The following is a 19,567-nucleotide window of genomic DNA, read 5'->3' as shown; positions in this document are numbered from 1 at the left end:
AAATGAGGGATGGTGATGTCTGGTAAGAGTGGTTTTAATAAATGGTTTAGTACGGGCGCACCTTGGGTGTGGATCAGTGCTGGCGCGGTGAGTATTTCGCTGTTGATGGTGTTCGGTGTGCTGTCGCTGATTGCGCTGCGTGGGCTCGGCTATTTTTGGCCGGCCAACCTTGCACAGTTTGAGTATTATCTGGATGCGGATACCTCCATCGTTAAGGTTGGTGAGTTTTATGAAGATGAAATGGTGCCCAGTATTCAACTCCGTGAAGGGGGGCTATACCTGCCTACCGACGATGAGTTAATTAAACGCTACCTGTTCAAAGTCGGGAATCGTGATTTCTATGGTCAGGATTTCCGCTGGCTCATTGAACCCAGCATTGGCGAAATAAGCTACCCTGAAGATTTGATGGTTCTGGAGCGCCATGAATGGGGTAACTTCTTTGGCTACCTTGACCAAGTGAAAGAACATGGCAAGGTGGTTGCCGAGGGGGATGCCGCACGGGAAGAGATGGATAGACGCATGGTGCGGGCACTGGATCTGCACGATCAAATTAAAACTATCGAGAAGGGTGCCATCGGTTCGGTGAATTACCGAATGGAAAAACTACGCTTGGCGAAGCGCACCCTGGAGCTGGATAATGTAACAGACCCCGCGCCCTATGGTCGTCTTGAAGAGGCAAAGCACGAGCTGGATGCCGAATATCAGACATTGATGGGGCAGTTGAATAAGCTCTATGAGTTGAGTAAGCGCGACAGCATTACGGTGAGTGACTCAGAGGGCAATCAAAAAGAGATTTCTCTGCACATGGTGGTGCGCGCCTACTACCCAAATAGCATGGGTGTGTTGGACAAGATGGTGCACTACGTCGCCAAGGTGATTGAGTTTGTCACGACAGATCCCCGTGAAGCGAACACCGAAGGGGGGATTTTCCCGGCTATCTTCGGTACCGTGATGATGGTGATGATTATGACGGTCTTTGTGACACCACTGGGTGTGGTGGCGGCGGTTTACTTGCGTGAATATGCCAAGCAGGGGCCGGTTACCCAGATGATCCGCATTTCGGTTAATAACCTGGCGGGTGTGCCTTCGATTGTCTATGGGGTGTTTGGCCTGGGCTTCTTTGTCTACTTTCTGGGGGGCAGTATCGATCAATTGTTCTTTAAGGCGGCATTGCCCGCCCCCACCTTTGGTACGCCTGGTATTTTATGGTCGTCACTCACCTTGGCGCTGCTGACCCTGCCTGTAGTGATCGTTGCAACGGAAGAGGGGCTGTCACGGATTCCCCGCTCGGTACGCGAAGGCTCTCTGGCACTGGGAGCCACTAAGGCGGAAACCCTGTGGCGAATCGTTATTCCAATGGCGAGTCCGGCTTTAATGACCGGCTTGATTTTGGCCGTTGCCCGTGCAGCGGGTGAGGTTGCACCGCTGATGCTGGTGGGTGTGGTGAAATTAGCACCCTCGTTACCGCTGGATGGCGAAGCGCCTTTTCTGCACCTGGATCGAAAATTCATGCACCTGGGTTTCCACATTTACGATGTCGGATTTCAGAGCCCCAATGTTGAAGCGGCGCGCCCACTGGTTTACGCCACCGCGTTGCTACTTGTTCTCGTGATTATTGCCCTTAATCTGGCCGCAATCGCAATACGTAATCATCTGCGCGAAAAATATCGCGCCCTAGAGAGCTAACGGGATGGCATTATGAGTGATTCTCAAGTGAAGACACACGGCGTCAACATGGACGCACTGGGCCGTAAGGGTCAAAAAAAGTCACCTAAAGATGAAGAGTGTAGCCTTGAAGTAAAGGGTCTGAAGCTCTTCTACGGTGACAAACAGGCGCTAAATGGCATTAATATGCAGATTAGCAAAAAGCGCGTCACCGCTTTTATCGGCCCCAGTGGTTGCGGTAAATCGACGCTGCTGCGCTGCTTTAACCGCATGAATGATCTGGTGGATGGCGTGCGCGTTGAAGGGGAGATCTTGCTGGACGGTGACAATATCTATGCTAAATCGGTCAGCGCGGTGGAACTGCGTCGCCGTATCGGTATGGTTTTCCAGAAGCCCAACCCGTTTCCAAAGTCGATCTACGAAAATGTGGCCTATGGTCTGCGTCTACAAGGTATCAAGGATCGTCGCATTCTGGATGAGTCGGTAGAGAAATCCCTGAAGGGTTCTGCTCTTTGGGAAGAGGTTAAAGACCGCCTGCATGATTCGGCGCTAGGCCTCTCCGGTGGCCAGCAACAGCGTCTGGTGATTGCCCGTGCCATTGCCGTGGAGCCTGAGGTTCTGTTGCTGGATGAGCCTGCATCAGCACTCGACCCGATATCAACATTGAAGATTGAAGAGTTGATCTATGAGCTGAAAAGTGATTATACGATTGTCATTGTGACACATAATATGCAGCAGGCGGCTCGTGTCTCTGACTATACTGCATTTATGTATATGGGTGACATGATCGAGTTTGCTGATACAGATACCCTGTTTACCAACCCAGGTAAAAAACAGACAGAAGATTATATTACAGGGCGTTACGGTTAATAACCCCGGTAGAGAGGAGCAATATAATGGATACAATTGATATCGGTCACCACATCTCCCAGCGCTATAATCAGGAGCTGGAAGATATTCGTAATCAGGTGTTGGCCATGGGTGGCTTGGTTGAACAGCAGTTGGATAATGCGCTACAGGCCCATATTGACCGCGACGGTGAGTTAGCCGAACAGGTAATTAAGGATGATTACCAGGTTAATGCGCTGGAAGTGGCTATCGATGAAGAGTGCACTCAGGTATTGGCTCGCCGCCAGCCTGCGGCCAGTGACCTTCGTTTGATTGTCTCGGTTATTAAAACGATTACCGATCTCGAGCGGATTGGTGATGAAGCGGGCAAGGTTGCCAAGATGACCACGGCACTGGCCGGGCGAGAAAATAACTCTGAGCATGGAATTGAAATTGAGCACCTTGGCAATCGTGTTCGTCAGATGCTGCACGATGCGCTGGATGCCTTTGCCCGTACCGATGTTGATGCCGCACTGAAAGTGGCCCAAGAAGATGTGCGGGTAGATCGGGAGTATGAATCCTTGATGCGTCAGCTGATCACTTACATGATGGAAGATCCGCGCATGATTCGTCGTTCACTGGATTTGATGTGGACCATTCGCGCTCTGGAACGGATTGGTGATCACTCACGTAACATCTGTGAATATGTGATCTATCTGGTGAAGGGGCGTGATGTGCGTCATATTAGCCTAGAGCAGATGGAAGAAGAGGCGGGTAAGCGGTAAGGCTACCTCCTAGGCAATATAAGAGGGTTGATGTACTAGTGCAAAGCTCTTATAAAATAAAAAAGGGGCTCCTGTGAGCCCCTTTTTTTAGGGTTCAAAGTTTTCCGCCACATACTCCCAATTAACCAGTGACCAGAATGCCTCAACATATTGGGGGCGCGCATTGCGGTAGTCAATATAGTAAGCGTGCTCCCACACATCGCAGGTCATCAACGGAATTTTCTTGTCGGTCATCGGGTTATCAGCGTTGCCGGTACTGCCAATCTCCAGCTCACCCTGACTGTTCTCTACCAGCCAAACCCACCCAGAGCCAAAGTGAGTGATACAGGCTTGGCTGAATTGCGCCTTAAAGGCTTCAAATGAGCCAAACTGCTGCTTGATCGCTTCGGCAAGACGGCCAGTAGGTTCACCACCACCCTGAGGGCTTAGGCAGCTCCAGTAGAAAGTGTGGTTCCACACTTGTGCCGCATTATTGAAAAGTGGCCCGGAGGCGTTTAGCATAATCTCTTCGAGTGTCGCCTCTTCAAAATCACTCTCTTCGAGTAAATTGTTCAAGTTGATAACATAGGCCTGGTGATGTTTTCCGTAATGGTATTCAAGCGTCTCAGCCGAAATATGCGGTGCCAAGGCATCTATTGCATAGGGAAGGGGGGCAAGTTCAAAGCTCATGGTGATGCTCCTGTGGTTTTCTGTTGTCAGTGTAGTATCTTTCTATGACTTTATACTCAATTGATTATAATCGCTGATATGAATGCAATAGAACTTAATATTTTCTCCAGCCGTGTTGAGGCTGTTTGTGATGAGATGGGGGCAGTGCTGCGCCGCTCAGCATTTTCACCCAACATCAAAGAGCGGCTTGATTACTCTTGTGCCATCTTTAATCGAGAGGGAGAGCTTTGCGCACAAGCAGCACACATCCCGGTGCACCTCGGTTCAATGGCTTACGCAATGCGCGATATTGTGAATAAGCAGAGGTGGGAAGCGGGAGATATGGTGATTCTTAACGACCCCTATCTCGGGGGGACGCATCTGCCGGATATCACCCTGATTGCACCGGTATTTGTAAATAAACAGCTCTCCGGCTTTGTAGTGAACCGTGCCCACCATGCAGACATTGGTGCGGATGCGCCGGGATCGATGCCGCTCTCAACACATCTTGACCAAGAGGGGGTGGTAATACCACCCACCCGCTTGCTTTGTCGGGGTGTGGTTGATGATCAAATAATGCACTCAATACTGAGCGCATTGCACAATGGCGAGCGTGCACGCGGTGATTTTTTAGCACAAATCAGTGCCAACCGTCGTGGTGTTGAGCGATTGAGCGCATTGATCACCCGTATGGGCGAAGCGCAATTTGTAGCAGGGCTGGATGAGTTGAATGAGTATGCAGCGCGACTCTCTCGCGTAGCACTGAGAGATATTCCCGATGGTGAATATCAATTTACAGACCTCATGGATGATGATGGTCATGGGCAGCAGGATATTGTTATTCACTGCTCAGTAAGGGTTAAAGATGGCCAAGTCACCGTCGATTTTAGTGGCACCTCAGCACAGGTGGCGGGCAACATTAATGCACCATTATCGGTAGCTGCCGCCAGTGTCTATTATGTGTTCCGCTGTCTGATGCCGGTACAAACCCCCGCTTGTGCCGGAAGCTTTCGACACATTCGACTACAAGCACCCGCAGGTTCGCTACTGAACGCGCGCTATCCTGCCGCAGTCGCTGCGGGCAATGTAGAAACATCCACGCGGGTGGTTGATGTGGTGATGGGTGCATTGGCGCAGGCCATTCCTCAGCGTATTCCTGCCGCTAGCCACGGCAGCATGAACAACTTGGCTATGGGGAGTCGTGAAGCAGTGGCTAGCTGGGACTACTATGAAACCATGGGCGGTGGTATGGGTGCCAGCATACAAAATGCGGGGCAAAGTGCGGTGCAAACCCATATGACTAATACCTTGAATACCCCGATTGAAGCCTTGGAGATGAGCTATCCACTGCGGGTCAGGCGCTATGCTATTCGCCGTCACTCAGGTGGTGCGGGGCAGCGGCGGGGTGGTGATGGTCTGGTGCGTGAATTTGAGTTTTTGAAGCCCGCCTCGTTTACGCTGCTGAGCGAGCGGCGGCGTCATCGGCCTTGGGGCTTAAAGGGTGGCCTGGCCGGTCTGGCTGGAAAAAACCAACTCAATGGACAGCCTATTGAGGGTAAAGTGCACGGTAATGTACAAGCTGGTGATCGGCTTTTAATTGAAACGGCCGGTGGTGGTGGCTGGGGACCCTCAAAGCAAGGAGTGGATGATAGTGAAAAGACGTGAACTGTTAAAGGGGATGCTGGTTATAGCGGCAGCTCCGGTAATTTCCCCCTATGCTTGGGCTGCGCCCTCGCCGTTAAAGATAGAGAAAATTGTGATGAGTGATGCAGAGTGGCGACAACGGCTTGACCAACAGCAGTACCAAATATTACGCAAAGAGGGCACCGAACGTGCCGGTAGCAGTGCACTGAATGATGAGCAGCGTGAAGGGCTCTACCACTGTGCAGGTTGTGATTTACCCCTCTTTCACTCGGATATGAAATATGAAAGTGGCACGGGTTGGCCTAGTTTTTTTGACACGATAGAGGACGCTATTGAGACCAAGCTGGACTTCAAAATGATCTATCCGCGCACAGAGTACCACTGCGCACGGTGTGAGGGGCACCAAGGGCACCGGTTCAAGGATGGCCCGGAACCTACTGGATTGCGCTATTGTAATAATGGACTCGCTCTGCGATTTGTGGCGGCGGAATAACCGGGTACGGAAATGATTTGACTTACACTTGCAATTCACACTAAAAACAAGGTATTTTATGAGTTCCCCAGGGGTATAGGGTAAATTTCGGGTATGTGTGTATGAATCCATTTAAAAACGAGAGTGATGTGGGGTTGTTATGGGTCTGATTGGTCAAAAGTCATCGGTTGCGGTTTTTATCGATGTGGAAAATATACACTATTCAACCTTGAATAGTTACGCAGAGACACCGGACTGGTCGCGGATTGTAGATGCTTGTAAGGAGTATGGTCGAATCGCTTCGATACAGGCATTTGGCGACTGGGTAAATTTCTCCAAAGAGGTGGCCGAAATCCAGAGAAATGGAATTCAACCGGTCTATGTTCCGTTATCTCAGGACGGAAAATCAAGCCTGGACTGCTATTTAACGGTTTCGGCGATGAAGCTGTTTTTCCAAAACGACACCATAGATACACTGATTTTGGCATCAGGTGATCGTGACTATATCCCTCTGATTGCCGAGCTGAAGGCGATTGGTAAGCAGGTTATTATTCTCGCTGTGCCGGACACCCTGTCACGTGATCTTACGCGCATTGTTGATGAGGTTATCTCATACACCCCCCGTGCAGAAGAGAGAAGTAGTTCGCCGATTCAGGTTGTCGATAAACAGAGCGCCTGTGATTTTGTGGTGGCAACGATAGAGGGGTTGGAAAACTCTTTTAACCACCGTTGGGTTAACTTGGCCAGTATCGGCCTGGCGCTTAAAAAGCGTGATCCGTTATTCACCCACAAAAAATTCAACTACTTGAAGCTGGTGGAGATGCTGGACGACATTCCCGAAATTGAGCTGAAATATGATAACCATGAAAAGACTATCGCACTGGCACGAACAGTCACCGGCAATATTGGCGAGACAGCAACCACACTAAAAGGCTCTATTGTCAATATCAAAGATGGCTATGGCTTTATTAAGCCCGATGTAGGCTGGGATAATATCTTTTTTCACTACAGCAAAGTAATTAATGGCAATTTCACAGAGTTATCTATTGGTGACACCGTCTCATACACGATCTACAACACGGATCGTGGCGAGAATGCAGAGAATGTTAGCCGTTTGTAGTTCTTGCTGCGCTGAGCCAAGCGGAAAAGAGCCTACGGCTCTGTGAACCTACTCCCGCACGGGGCGTTTCTGTAGTTTTCTCTGTAGTGTTCGACGGTGCATTCCAAGACGGCGTGCGGCTTCTGATATGTTGTTATTGCAATCCATCAAGACCTTTTGTAAATGCTCCCACTCTAGGCGGTTGACAGATTTTGGTTTTTGGCTGATCTCCATTGAGGCATCACCCGCTTCACGGCCAAAAGCGTTGATAATCTCTTCGATGTCAGCCGGTTTGGTTAAGTAGTGGGTTGCCCCTAGCTTAACGGCTTCAACGGCGGTGGCGACGCTGGAATAGCCGGTGAGTACAACAATTTTGGTGTGTTTGTCGAGCTGCTTCAACATCTCAACCATCACGAGACCGGAAGGCCCCGGCATATTGAGATCAACAACTGCGAATTCAGGTGGATTTTGTTGAGCGAGTTCACTGCCTTGGGTGACATCATGTGCAAGCACGACCTGAAAGCCTCGGCGCTCAAGTGCCTGACTGAGAACACGGCAAAAAACGTCATCATCATCCACCAGTAACAGTGATGGGCGGTCAACTATTTCGTTGTTATCTTTATCTATTATGGTATCCATGCGGTCGACTCTCAAATAAGTAGCTTTTGTAACGGCAAGGTAATCGCCGTGCAGACACCGCCACCCTCACGGTTGGTGAGCGCTATTTCACCACCTAATCGGTGGATGACTGAATAGGCAAGAAATAGCCCAAGCCCCATTCCCTGGTCGCCCTTTTTGGTGGTAAAGATGGAGCGCCCTATACGGGCATTGGTCTCATCATCAATGCCAGTCCCTCGATCAAGAACCGTTAACTGGAGCAGGTTTTCATGCCATTGTGCGGTGATCTCGATATCATGGGGTGATGCGTCAGCGGCATTATTAAATATGTTGATAAGTGCCTGTGTCAATGTCTGCTCTGCAATTAATAACGGCGCTGGTTGCTCAGCATTCAGGTTGATCAGCAGTGAAATGCCAGGGCGCATCTGTTGCCACTGGTGAATAATTTCATTCAGGTATTCATCCAGTGGTAGGCTTTTTCCTGATGCGGCTTGCAGCTGCCCCGCCGAGGCTGAAAGCGTAGAGAGCGTCTCTTTGCAACGCTGCACCTGTGAACGTAGGGTGGATAATTGCTCACTGAGGGCTTTGTCATCTGCATATTGGTGTTCCAATTCGCTGGCTAATATGGCAATGGTACCCAAGGGGGTGCCCAACTCGTGGGCTGCCCCCGCTGCCAGTGAGCCGAGCGCCACCAGCTGCTCGTCACGCAGTGATTTCTCTTTTGTCTCGGCAAGAATATGGTCCCGTTCACGCAGGGTATGTCCCATTTTTGCAGCAAATGTAGCAATTAGCGCAGCACTGATGACAAAACCCCACCACATGCCAATAATGTGGATATTGAAGTGTTCCGTCGTATGGTGCTCGAGTGGAATAAAGGGCTGATAGTTAAAGAGCAAAAAGCTGTAAGCGGCTATGGTGAGCAGTGCAATACTCCAAATATAGCGCATTGAGAGCACCGAGGCGGCAACCACTAGGGGGAGCAGAAACATCAGTGTGAACGGATTGGTGGAGCCGCCGCTAAAATAGAGCAGCAGGGTTAAGATGGCGACATCCAGAATCAGCTGAATAAAGAAACGTGAATCGGCAATGGTTTCCATCTTCTTGATATGCCACCCTGTCCAGAGTGATAAACCGCTCCAGACCACAAGGATTAGTAGCAGCGGCCAGATTGCAGATTGCAGGTGCAGCGTAAAGGTGACAATTAGTAAGGTAAACAACCAGCTGCCGATGGCAACGCCCCTGAGTACCAGTAAGCGGCGCATGTTGAGGTGCGTGGTGTGTTGGTGTACATCGTGTGGATTCTGTTTCATAACTAGCGGATTGTAAAAGATTGATATGAAAAAACAACGTGTCATTATTATTGGAGCCGGGGCGGCGGGTTTGAGTGTTGCCCAACAGCTCCAGGGCCCGTGTGAGGTTATTCACCTAGAGGCTCAGGCGTCTGCGGGTGGGCGTGTTAAAGTGGTCTCATTTTCAGGGTTAATACTCGATAGCGGCGCACGTTTTTTACACCATAAAAAACGGGGACTGTATGCACAGGCCAAGCAGCGCAAGTGGCTGGCAAAGTCAGGGAAGGTGGCCATGATTATGAAAGGGCGCTATCTGCCCGCCTGGCGATTTGCGCTGTTTCATATCCTGCCCAGCCTACAGAAGAGCAAGCGTTTAATGCGTGCCTTTTATCGAAACAGTGACCCGCAAAAAACCATTGAAACATTGATTGTTGAGCAAGGGATGAATGAGGCGACAGCTAACTTTTTTCGGCAAGTGCTCGGAGGGTTGCTCGGTTGCGATGTGGCACAGGTAGCCGCTGTGCCACTCCGTGACAGCTTTAAAGCGGCTGGAGTTGATGTGGAGCAGGATCTGATTAGCCAGCCACTCAAACAGCCACTGGCTGAACTGTTACGCGAATGTTATGGGGCACAGATGGCATCAGTATTACTTGGGCGGCGGGTGGTTGAGGTGGACTACCGTGAGGACGAAGTGAAGGTGCGCTGTGCCAATGGCGATATTTTCATGGCTGATAAAGTAGTGGTCACAGTGCCACTGGCTATTCTTAAACGACAACAGATTCAATTTACACCACCTTTGCCGACGCAACATCAGCAGGCGATTGAATGCCTCGGTATGGGGCAGGGCGGGGTACTCTTTTTGCGTTTTAAACAGCGCTTCTGGAAGAGCGGTCTGAGCCAGTTGATCAATGTTGATAGTCCATGCCACTTCTGGATGCCCGATAAAAAAAGCCCAGTTATAATGGCTTTTTATGTGGCTGATGAGAGCGACCTACGGGAGAGTGCTCACTATCTGTCGCTGATACTGCAGACACTGGGTGATGCTTTTCAGTGTGATGCAGCAGCACTACTTGATGAACATTACCATGAGAATTGGTCAGATAATCCGGCGATTGGTGGCCTATACAGCTATGATCGGATCGGCTCTGAGGGGGCGAGAAGTGCACTGCAACAGCCGGTTGATGAACGGCTATTTTTTGCGGGGGAGGCGACAGTAGAAGGGCACTTTGCCACGGTAGAGGGTGCCATTGCATCGGCAGAGCGGGTAGTGGCGCAGCTTTGATAGCCGGATAACTCATAATGAAAGCCCTTCCCTGTCCGCCGCTTGGCAGAGTGAGTGTGCTGCGTGTTATCTCTCTAGGTAGGTGTAGCCACTTAACCCGATCTCCAGCTCTTGTTGAAAATATTGGCACTGCTCTTTAGTTAATTTTGCTGCGGCGATTTTTAGCCGATAGCGGGTGAGCAGTGCTTCTACTTCAAAGTGTACACTTTTCAATACCGACTCGACGGTATCCCCATGCAGAGCGTCACTTAGCTGATAACTTCCATCCGGATTGACGGTGATATGTACGGAGTTGGTGTTACCAAACAGGTTGTGCATATCACCTAAAATCTCCTGATAGGCTCCCACCATGAAGATGGCAAGCAAGTAGGGTTCGTCGGGCTTGATGCTGTGGAGTGGTAGGCTGTGCTCAATGCCGCCACTGTGAATGTAGTGGTCGATGCGACCATCTGAGTCACAGGTGATGTCGGTGAGCATGGCGCGGCGCTCGGGTTGTTCGTCAAGGCGGTGGATTGGCATAATGGGGAAGAGCTGCTCAATTGCCCAAACATCAGGAATCGATTGGAAAAGTGAGAAGTTAACGAAATATTTATCGGTGAGTTTTTCATTTAACTCATCCAGAATTTCACGGTGGCTGCGGCTATCGGGACGCAGTAGGGTGCGTATTTTGGCGCAGCTGGCAAAGTAGAGCTGCTCAGCACGGGCACGTTGTTGTAAGGAAAAAATTCCGTGGGTATACATCTGCTGGGCATCTGCGAGCAGGTGTCCGGCATCGTGGTAGATTTCGGTAATCGATCGTTGGTTGCTGCCCAGCTGTTGTAGCCCTGCCCAGAGGTCATGCAGTAGGGGTGCTTCATTTTGGATTGGGCTGGGTGTTGTGAGTGGTGCGGTGGTTTCACTGTCGATGACATCGGTAACTAATACCGCATGATGGGCGGTCATTGCGCGGCCAGACTCGGTGATTATCGCCGGTTGTGGTAGTGACTCTTTATCGCAAATCTCTTTGAAAGCATGTACTACATTGTGGGCGTACTCATGCAAGCCATAGTTCATCGAGCAGAAGCTACGTGAGCGGGTGCCTTCATAATCGACACCAAGCCCACCACCCACATCAACGGTCTCTATTTTGGCACCTAGGCGATGCAGCTCAGCGTAGTTGCGGGCCGCTTCGCGCATGCCGCGCTGGATGTCTCGGATGTTGGCAATTTGCGAGCCAAGGTGAAAGTGCAGTAGCTGGAGTGAATCCAGTTTTTGGCACGCTTTAAGGCGCTCCACCATGTGTAAAACTTGAGCAGCTGAAAGACCAAACTTAGACTTCTCGCCACCCGTGTTCTGCCATTTTCCGGCACCAATGGAGGTCATGCGTGTGCGTACGCCGATTAACGGCGTAATGCCAAGATTATCAGCCTCCTCAATAATTAACTCTAATTCACTCAGCTTCTCTACAACAATGTAGATGCGGTGTCCCAGTCGACGGCCAATCAGTGCTAGGCGGATATATTCACGGTCTTTATAACCGTTACAAATAATGACACCGCCGTTGGCATTTGAGAGTGCCAGCACAATCATCAACTCAGGTTTGGAACCTGCTTCCAGGCCAACACGTTCAGCGCCGTGATCGAGGATCTCCTGCACAATTGAGTGCTGCTGGTTTACTTTAATGGGGTAGACCGCTGTATAGTTTGCACAGTAGTTGTGCTGCTGCATTGCATGCTGGAAGGCGTCACATAGACTATCAATGCGGTTGTGAAGAATCCCAGTAAAGCGCATCAAAATGGGCAGTTTGAGGCCAGACTGACGGAGCTCGCGGGTAATCTGATCAAGGTCGGCCCCCGGATTGCTGCTATCGCGATCAGGGCGGGCGATGAGATGACCTTGTGAATTTATATCAAAGTAACCATCACTCCAGTGCGGCGTATTGTATAGTTCACGGGCATCTTGCAGTGACCAGTCACTCATAGGGTTCTCATGTTTTGGTGGGAAGAGGTGTCGATTTTAAGTAAACACTAAATACGCTGAACTCAGTTTTTAGCGAGTGGCTGCGGGTTCTATTGACACGTTCGCTTTACAACCGCGTCTAACTGCTTGATCTCTGCGGCGCGCTCACTGTCACTGACATACTCTCGCTCTCCGGTATCGCTATAGCGGAAGACTCTTATCTGCTGCTTTAACGGAATTAACCTTCTCTTAGCCTGTTGGCAGAGACGGGTATTTTCACGGGCAACTTCCTGCTGTTCAGCTTTTTTTTCCATTGACTTTTCACGCTGGCTCTCTGCACTGCTCTTCATGCTCTCCATGCGAGTACGGTAATTTTGGTCGGGGGTGAATTTGTCGATTTTAACTGTTTCAGCGTTCACTTTTGATTGGGGTTTATCACCAAAGTGGACATTACCCTCCTTATCAACCCACTTGTAAATTTCACCCATAGCGGGTAGTGAAGAGAGTAGTATGCTAATAAATAACAGTGATGTAGCCCATTTCATAAAATAATCTCCTACAGTGTTAGGGTAAGGTTATTTGGCGGTTGCTTTGAGTGTATAAGCCATCATAACCAGCCAGTCTATATATTGCACGACTTCCTCTTCTGATAGCGGATCAGGCGCTGATATATGAAGAGAAGGTAGTGTCATGAAAGGCGCAGATATTCCTGAGTCGATTGAGAGAGCGTAATGGGACACAATCACCACCATAATGTTGAAAGTATGGGCGATAGACGGCTAATTATTGCCATCGCTATCAATATGTTGCTGACATTGGCCCAGGTGGTGGGTGGTATTATTTCGGGTAGCTTGTCCCTGATTGCGGATGCTTTACACAACTTCAGTGATGCCACTTCGCTGTTGATCGCTTGGGTCGCCCGAAAAATCAGCCGACAACCGGCTGACCACTTTAAGACGTTCGGCTATAAACGTGCGGAAGTCATTGCAGCGCTGATTAACCTGGTGACGTTAGTGTTGGTTGGGCTCTTTTTGGTTTATGAAGCGATATGGCGTCTATTTGAGCCGCAAATCATTGAAGGGTGGATGGTGGTTGTGGTTGCCAGTATTGCGCTGATTATCGATGTGATGACGGTCATGCTGACTTACCGCCTCTCAAAGCACAGCATGAACATGCGGGCGGCTTTTTTACATAATGTCTCGGATGCACTGGCCTCGGTGGGGGTTATTATTGCCGGAACGCTGATTCTGCTCTACGACTGGTACTGGACAGATACCCTGTTAACGTTGCTGATTGCCGGCTATGTTCTCTATCAGGCCGCAACACTACTGCCAAAGGTGATACATGTTTTGATGGAGGGTTCGCCGGAGGATATTGAGATTGATGAGGTTATTTATGTGATGACGCAGGTTAACGGTGTATCAAATATTCATCATCTTCACCTGTGGCAGCTTGATGAACATAAAAATGCATTGGAGGCGCATGTGGTGATTGATAACTTCTCTGAGATTGAAAGTATCAAGATGGCCTTGAAAAAAGAGCTAGCGGAAAAATATGGCATCACCCATTCAACACTGGAGTTTGAAACTAACCATTGTGGCAGAGGGTGTAACTGATGTGAATGGTTTGTGTCGGCAGGGATAAATCCCGGATGAAAGAGGGAACGTATAGGATATATGTGACTGATTGAGTAAGAAAATAACCCAGCATTGAAGTAAAAGATGTGGAGGCTGTCGGACTTAGGTGATCGTAGCGAGGGAAAGCCATTTTGAGTCCATTTTTTTGATCGTTTGAGGCAAATATTGAGCATATTCAACGAAAATGATCGGAGAAATGGGCCTGAATGGCTTTTCCGCAGTAGATTCACCCTAAGTCCGACAGCCTCCTGATATGTATTAACTCGCAACTCATTATTCCAGATGTCTTTTTTTCTGGAATAATGATTGTCTAATACCATCGGACTTTATGTATTTACTCGCCAACAATCCATATTATGGATAATTAAGCTGGTGGCGAGTTAATACATAAAGTCTAGGTCGGGTCAGTAGTGAGTTCAAACAGGGTGAGGGTGCGATGTTTTCACAGTGGTGTGAGTAACTTTACTAGCGCTTCAATGTTCATATGTTTTTCTACACTATCTGCCATACAATCAATGCCGGCCTCACGCAGGGCGATATAATCGATCGGCTCTGCGCTAGACAGCCCGGCCCACTGTAGCAGCTCTTGACACGCTTCGCTCTGTTCAAATAGCCCGTGTAGGTAGCTGCCGATAATCTGCTTGTCATCAGATATTACGCCATCCTCTTTTCCATCCAGAACCATTAGTGGTCGTTGTAGTGCAGGGCCTTGGCTTACTCCTGCGTGAATCTGGTAGCCGCTGATGTGTGTGTTGCCAAGGGTGAGCTTTCCCGTGCTACGGCGTAATTTTTTATGGGATTTTAGGGTGGTGGAGAAGTCTAACAGCCCCAGTCCCTGGCTCTTTTGCTGCTTGCTTTCGATGCTGTCAGGATCGTGTATGTGGGTGCCAAGCATTTGGTAGCCACCACAGATACCCAGCAGTTTTCCTCCATAACGCAGGTGCTGTTGTAGATACTTCTCCCACCCTTGCTGGCGCAGCCAGTTGAGGTCTGACGCAACATTTTTTGAACCTGGCAAGATGACCAGGTCGGCGGGTGGTGGCGCTTTGCCGGGGGCAACGAAGTGTAGAGCAACTTGTGGGTGCAAGCGCAGTGGGTCAAAGTCGGTATGGTTGCTGATGCGTGGGAGTGTGGGGATGACTACTTTTAAGGGTGCCGCCACGCTACTGCTACTGTGGGTGTTGATGGCATCTTCGGCTTCCAGATGCAGGTTATGCAGATAGGGCAGCGTGCCGAGTACCGGTTTCCCGGTCCGTTGCTCCAGCCAATCGAGTCCGGGCTGTAGCAGGGAGATGTCACCACGAAAACGGTTGATAATGAAGCCCTTGACCCGATTTTTTTCAGATTGACTGAGCAGCGCCAGGGTGCCGACCAGGTGGGCAAATACGCCGCCCCGATCAATATCGGCAACAATAATTACGGGACAGTTTACTGCTTCAGCAAATCCCATGTTGGCAATGTCATTTTCCCGCAAATTAATTTCAGCAGGGCTGCCGGCTCCTTCGACGATCACCATCTCATATTGCTGCTTCAGCCGTTGGTGGGAGGATAGCACGGCTTGCATTGCACTATTTTTGTAGTGGTGATACTCGTGCGCTTTCATATTGCTGAGCGCTTTGCCATGGATGATTACCTGGCAGCCGGTGTCGCTATTGGGTTTTAGCAGTACCGGGTTCATGTCGGTATGAGGTTGCAGGCCACAAGCTTGTGCTTGCAGTGCTTGGGCGCGGCCAATTTCACCACCCTCTGCGGTAACGGCACTGTTGAGTGCCATGTTTTGTGGTTTAAACGGGACAACTTTAATGCCGCGGCGGTGTAGCACCCGACAGATCCCGGTGACCAGGGCGCTTTTACCCGCATCTGAGGTGGTGCCTTGCACCATCAACGTACTCATGATGATGGCCTTGATTGTGGTGCCGCTTTCATAGGGAGTGACTCTCTAGGTTGAGTTTGCTGAGTGCTATTTCAAGCCGCTGCCACTGTGGTTCGTTTTTGGGTAAGCCGAAACGAATGCTCTGTGGGTCATTGAAGAGTCGGGTGAGAATGCCTTCTGTTGCCAGTTGCTGGTGCAGTTTTTCGGCTTGCACGGTTTTAATCCAGCTGAAAAGCGGGGTGGAGCCTGTGGGTGTCAGGTTGTGCTGGCTGAGTAGTTGAGTCAGTCGTTGGCCTTGCAATGTTAACTGTTGGCGAACCTGTTGTTGTTGCGCGTGATCGGACAGTACGGCTTTGGCGACGTGGCGTGCCGGGCCGGAAAGTACCCAAGGGCCAATCAGCTCTGCCAGTGGTAGCAGAATCTCTTCAGTGGCACAGACGAAACCGATTCGCGCACCCGCCAGAGCAAAAAACTTGCCTACTGAACGCAGTATAATTAACCCCGGCAGGTGAGTGTGCCGGGCGATGGAGTGTTGTGGTGTGCAGTCGAGAAAGGCCTCATCCACAATCAACCAGCCTCCGTGCTGTTGTAGTCGCTGGTGCCATGTGAGCAGCTGGGGTTCGCTGAAGCGCTGTGCAGTGGGGTTGTTCGGGTTGACCAGTAGCAATACCTCAAGTTGGTCGATGTGAGCATCAATTTGATCAGCCTCAATCGACACCACTTGGTGGCCATTACTCTGCCATGCATGGCGGTGCTCATTGTAGCTTGGGTGCAGCATTGCGACATGGCTTGTTTTTCGTAGTCGGGGTAGTGTTTGGATCGCCATTTGTGAACCGGCGACAGCTAATAGCGCAGGTGCGTCGTAATAGCGTTTTGCAATCTCTAACAGACCATCATCATCTTCAGGTAGTCGTGACCAAGCTGATTCGGGAATGGCGGGGATAGGCCACGGGTTGGGGTTGATGCCAGTGGAGAGATCCATCCATTGTGGTAACGGAATATTATACTGTTTTGCGGCAGCGCGCAGCTTGCCTCCATGTTCAAGCATGGCTCATGATTCCAATTATGGTGGCGAGGGTCAGTAGAGTCAGCCAGAGCCAAAGGGTGCGCTGTATCAGAGAGGTTGCTCGTTGAATATCGGCCCCTTGGGGTACTTTGTCGCAGCCAAACTGAGGGCGGTCTGTAAGTTGTCCATGATAAATAACCGCCCCTCCCAGTTTGCATTGCAAGGCACCGGCACCAGCACTCATTACCGGGCCACCGTTGGGACTTGCAAGTTGGTGGGCCTGTTTTTTCCAACAAGTTATGGCTTTTGAAAAGTGGCCGCAGAGTGCGTAACTGAAGGCGGTGAGGCGGGCAGGAATATAGTTCAGAAGATCATCCAGATGAGCGGCACTTTTACCAAAATATTCATAGTGCGGTGTACGGTAGCCCCACATAGCATCCAGGGTGTTTACCAGGCGATAGACCACCACGCCAGGGATGCCTGCGATAATAAACCAGAACAGTGCGCCGAAGATGGCATCGTTACCATTTTCCAATGTGGACTCGATAGCCGCACGGCTGATCTGCTGTTCATCCATCTGCTGGGTGTGGCGGCTGACCATATAACCGACCCGGCTACGTGCTAACTCAATGTTGTTATCCTGAAGTGCGTTGTGTACCGCCAGCGCATGTTCATTGAGGCTGCGCGGGGCAATGGCGAAGTAGAGAATGACTATTTCAAATATAATGACATAGGGGTTCAGGTAGGCGGTGCTGAGCAGGGCAGCGACTCCCCCGCATAGCAGTATCATAGCCAACAGACCCAGTAAAACCTGCAGGCGGGAGGAGTGCTGTTTTTTGTTGCAGATTTTTTCGAGTGCTGTTGCCAGTGAGCCAAAACCGACTAATGGGTGCAAACGCTTGGGCTCGCCCAGTTGGTGATCCATTAACAGGGCCGCAAAGATTACCAACAGGCTGGTTAGCATGGTGGAAGATTAGCCTCTTTATTGCACTTGTTCAGTAGCGGCGAGGGGTTGCCCCAGCTATTTTCAAACAGGTGTTGTTGAAGCGGTTCAGCTTGTCGCCAGTTGAGCTGCTCAAGCATGGGTCGTTCGTAGAAGGCATCCACATGACCAATACAGAGAATGGCGATCGGCTTGGCACCTTCAGGTATTTGCAGTAGTTCGGCTAAGGCGTGTGGTTCAAATAGCGAGACCCACCCCAGCCCTAACCCTTCGGCGCGGGCGGTAAGCCACATGTTTTGAATGGCGCAGGCGACCGAGGCGAGATCCATTTCGGGCAGGGTACGGCGGCCAAAAATATGTTGCTCACGCTCGGGCATGAGCGATACCACCAGCAGTTCAGCGGCATCCATAATACCCTCTACTTTAAGGCGTAAAAACGCCTGCTGACGCTCGCCTATGGCTTCAGCGGTCTGCTGTCGCTCTTCTTCCACCAGTTGCTGAATCTGTTGGCGTAGTGCCGACTTGGTAATGCGCAGAAAACGCCATGGCTGCATCAAACCCACGCTGGGCGCGTGATGTGCTGCATCGAGAATATGGATAAGTTGCTGAGTATCCACTGGATTGTGGTTGAAATGACGCATATCACGCCGCTCTCGAATCACTTTGTCGATGGCGTTGCGCTCTGTCTGATTATATCGGTGGGGTGAATTCATTCGGCCATTTTACCCTGTTTAATGGATAAATGGAGAGATTTTGCCTCTGATTATCGCCCACAAAAAACCCTCAAGGCGCTGCGCCTTGAGGGTTGAATGGCCGAAAAACTAAAAAGTTAAGCCTGCTTTTTTCTAAAGTAGCCAAGCCCCGCCAGACCGGCGGCAAAAAGGAACAGAATAGAGGGTGCAGGAACCGGACTTGCGTTAACGTATGTTGTGAACACAGTATCCGTGCCACCACGCTCCGCCCAGCCAGTGCTGTATTGGGTCCACAAGCTACCTTCTGCATAAGGATCCGTGCTCCACTGAACCCGGATGCCAGTATTCCTGTATGGACTGGGTAGCGGGCTATAAGTTAAATCATTACTCAGCACGAAAGCGTACATTGAACCTGCGGTGAGGAATATATTTTCAGAAGTGAGATCCAGAGATTGCAGCGTGGATGCACCGCTGAGCAGAACGCTGGTAGTTCCCAGAACAGTGCCGGGCATGTCAGTGCCCCACTCTACTAGTGAGATATAGGCGGTCTCATCACCTGTGAAGCCAACACCCCGGTTAAGTCCCAATGGAACATCCAGTTGCGTCAATTGGCCGGTAATCCCTGCAGTAAAGGTCTGTGCCTGCTGGAGATCACTCCAAAAAGCAACACCGCCATCGGTTGCAGCTTGTGACTGATCGATAATAGGTGCGGCGGCTACACTTGCAGTGCCGCCAATGGAGAGTGCTGCCAATAGGGTTATATTTCGTAAAAGCGTGTTCATTTTATCTACTCCTTTCCAAGTTAAAACAACTGCCGTATAGCTGACTACATTTAGCAATTGTTAGGCCAGAAATATAAGTAATTGAAATATTTAAAAATAAATAACTACTTTTTAAAGGATGAAAAAGAAAGTGTCAGCTTTTTCGACGCTATTTCTATTTGGCTTGGTTTTATTCAGAGGGTGTTGAGGGCTGCATTCGTAAAATAAGCAGCGAGTAGCGAAGGGCCTCTTGCAACATTTTGTGTACGCCCAGCATGGGCATGAACTCATGAGGTGAAAGTCCTCTGTAGGAAGATCACCGTCGAACACCGTGTTGTTAGTAGACGATAACTACTAGCGAATGGCAAGGGCCAACCCGCGAGGGGC

Annotated in this window: 18 protein-coding genes; 8 read left to right on the top strand and 10 right to left on the bottom strand. The window is 50.2% G+C overall.

All coding sequences use genetic code 11. From position 1 onward, the window contains the following. The first annotated feature begins 15 nt into the window (after positions 1–15). From pstA to phoU, 3 genes are read left to right on the top strand one after another with little or no spacing between them, the layout of a single operon-like run. The gene (gene pstA / locus L3J94_10435; protein MCF6219148.1) at positions 16–1,686 is read left to right on the top strand and encodes a phosphate ABC transporter permease PstA; all 1,671 of its coding nucleotides are present in this window, start codon (positions 16–18) and stop codon (positions 1,684–1,686) included. 12 nt (positions 1,687–1,698) lie between these two features. Continuing rightward, entirely contained in the window at positions 1,699–2,535 is an 837-nt protein-coding gene (gene pstB, locus L3J94_10430; protein MCF6219147.1) for a phosphate ABC transporter ATP-binding protein PstB, read from the top strand. A gap of 26 nt (positions 2,536–2,561) precedes the next feature. Then, positions 2,562–3,278: a phosphate signaling complex protein PhoU gene (gene phoU / locus L3J94_10425; GenBank protein MCF6219146.1), complete on the top strand. Its 717-nt coding sequence runs from the start codon at positions 2,562–2,564 to the stop codon at positions 3,276–3,278. Between the two features lie 87 nt (positions 3,279–3,365). Here phoU and L3J94_10420 read toward each other — a convergent pair whose 3' ends face one another. Continuing rightward, on the bottom strand, positions 3,366–3,947 hold the full coding sequence (locus tag L3J94_10420) for a superoxide dismutase [Fe] (GenBank protein MCF6219145.1): 582 nt from the start codon (positions 3,945–3,947) through the stop codon (positions 3,366–3,368). 78 nt (positions 3,948–4,025) lie between these two features. Between L3J94_10420 and L3J94_10415 the strand changes: the two genes are divergently transcribed. The 3 genes from L3J94_10415 to L3J94_10405 all read left to right on the top strand — a co-directional run bounded on the left by L3J94_10415 (position 4,026) and on the right by L3J94_10405 (position 7,162). Beyond that, positions 4,026–5,591 carry a hydantoinase B/oxoprolinase family protein gene (locus tag L3J94_10415; protein ID MCF6219144.1) on the top strand — a complete coding sequence of 522 codons (1,566 nt, stop codon included), beginning with the start codon at positions 4,026–4,028 and terminating at the stop codon, positions 5,589–5,591. Then, on the top strand, positions 5,575–6,063 hold the full coding sequence (gene msrB, locus L3J94_10410; GenBank protein ID MCF6219143.1) for a peptide-methionine (R)-S-oxide reductase MsrB: 489 nt from the start codon (positions 5,575–5,577) through the stop codon (positions 6,061–6,063). Before L3J94_10415 ends, msrB begins: the two co-directional genes overlap by 17 nt. A 139-nt stretch (positions 6,064–6,202) precedes the next feature. After that, complete coding sequence (locus tag L3J94_10405) at positions 6,203–7,162, top strand: NYN domain-containing protein (protein MCF6219142.1); 960 nt, start codon at positions 6,203–6,205, stop codon at positions 7,160–7,162. Positions 7,163–7,210: 48 nt separating this feature from the next. Here L3J94_10405 and L3J94_10400 read toward each other — a convergent pair whose 3' ends face one another. Continuing rightward, positions 7,211–7,780 carry a response regulator transcription factor gene (locus L3J94_10400; protein ID MCF6219141.1) on the bottom strand — a complete coding sequence of 190 codons (570 nt, stop codon included), beginning with the start codon at positions 7,778–7,780 and terminating at the stop codon, positions 7,211–7,213. 11 nt (positions 7,781–7,791) lie between these two features. Continuing rightward, positions 7,792–9,069, bottom strand: coding sequence for an ATP-binding protein (locus L3J94_10395; protein ID MCF6219140.1), 1,278 nt, complete (start codon positions 9,067–9,069; stop codon positions 7,792–7,794). Between the two features lie 25 nt (positions 9,070–9,094). Between L3J94_10395 and L3J94_10390 the strand changes: the two genes are divergently transcribed. Then, positions 9,095–10,330 carry an FAD-dependent oxidoreductase gene (locus L3J94_10390; GenBank protein MCF6219139.1) on the top strand — a complete coding sequence of 412 codons (1,236 nt, stop codon included), beginning with the start codon at positions 9,095–9,097 and terminating at the stop codon, positions 10,328–10,330. Positions 10,331–10,396: 66 nt separating this feature from the next. On the opposite strand, the gene speA is transcribed toward L3J94_10390, so the two are convergent. Together speA and L3J94_10380 are read right to left on the bottom strand one after the other, a co-directional pair. Further along, the gene (gene speA, locus L3J94_10385; protein MCF6219138.1) at positions 10,397–12,289 is read right to left on the bottom strand and encodes a biosynthetic arginine decarboxylase; all 1,893 of its coding nucleotides are present in this window, start codon (positions 12,287–12,289) and stop codon (positions 10,397–10,399) included. An 89-nt stretch (positions 12,290–12,378) separates the two neighbouring features. Then, positions 12,379–12,813 (bottom strand): DUF4124 domain-containing protein, encoded by a 435-nt coding sequence (locus L3J94_10380; GenBank protein MCF6219137.1) that lies wholly within the window; start codon positions 12,811–12,813, stop codon positions 12,379–12,381. 186 nt (positions 12,814–12,999) lie between these two features. Between L3J94_10380 and L3J94_10375 the strand changes: the two genes are divergently transcribed. Then, positions 13,000–13,884, top strand: a complete 885-nt coding sequence (locus tag L3J94_10375) for a cation diffusion facilitator family transporter (GenBank protein MCF6219136.1) — start codon at positions 13,000–13,002, stop codon at positions 13,882–13,884. Between the two features lie 463 nt (positions 13,885–14,347). Here L3J94_10375 and L3J94_10370 read toward each other — a convergent pair whose 3' ends face one another. From L3J94_10370 to L3J94_10350, 5 genes are all read right to left on the bottom strand, one after another. Continuing rightward, positions 14,348–15,799 (bottom strand): cobyric acid synthase, encoded by a 1,452-nt coding sequence (locus L3J94_10370; GenBank protein ID MCF6219135.1) that lies wholly within the window; start codon positions 15,797–15,799, stop codon positions 14,348–14,350. 28 nt (positions 15,800–15,827) lie between these two features. Continuing rightward, positions 15,828–16,826 carry a threonine-phosphate decarboxylase CobD gene (gene cobD, locus L3J94_10365; protein MCF6219134.1) on the bottom strand — a complete coding sequence of 333 codons (999 nt, stop codon included), beginning with the start codon at positions 16,824–16,826 and terminating at the stop codon, positions 15,828–15,830. Continuing rightward, on the bottom strand, positions 16,819–17,748 hold the full coding sequence (gene cbiB / locus L3J94_10360; protein ID MCF6219133.1) for an adenosylcobinamide-phosphate synthase CbiB: 930 nt from the start codon (positions 17,746–17,748) through the stop codon (positions 16,819–16,821). The genes cobD and cbiB overlap by 8 nt, the downstream gene beginning before the upstream one ends. After that, positions 17,742–18,440, bottom strand: coding sequence for a 5,6-dimethylbenzimidazole synthase (gene bluB / locus L3J94_10355; GenBank protein MCF6219132.1), 699 nt, complete (start codon positions 18,438–18,440; stop codon positions 17,742–17,744). The genes cbiB and bluB overlap by 7 nt, the downstream gene beginning before the upstream one ends. 116 nt (positions 18,441–18,556) lie before the next feature. Further along, positions 18,557–19,201 (bottom strand): PEP-CTERM sorting domain-containing protein, encoded by a 645-nt coding sequence (locus L3J94_10350; GenBank protein MCF6219131.1) that lies wholly within the window; start codon positions 19,199–19,201, stop codon positions 18,557–18,559. Positions 19,202–19,567: the final 366 nt, after the last annotated feature.

This window comes from Gammaproteobacteria bacterium (assembly GCA_021647245.1).
GTDB lineage: Bacteria > Pseudomonadota > Gammaproteobacteria > RBG-16-57-12 > RBG-16-57-12 > JAFLJP01.
Note: the sequence above shows the minus strand (reverse complement) of the source record. Positions and strands in the feature narration are given on the sequence as shown.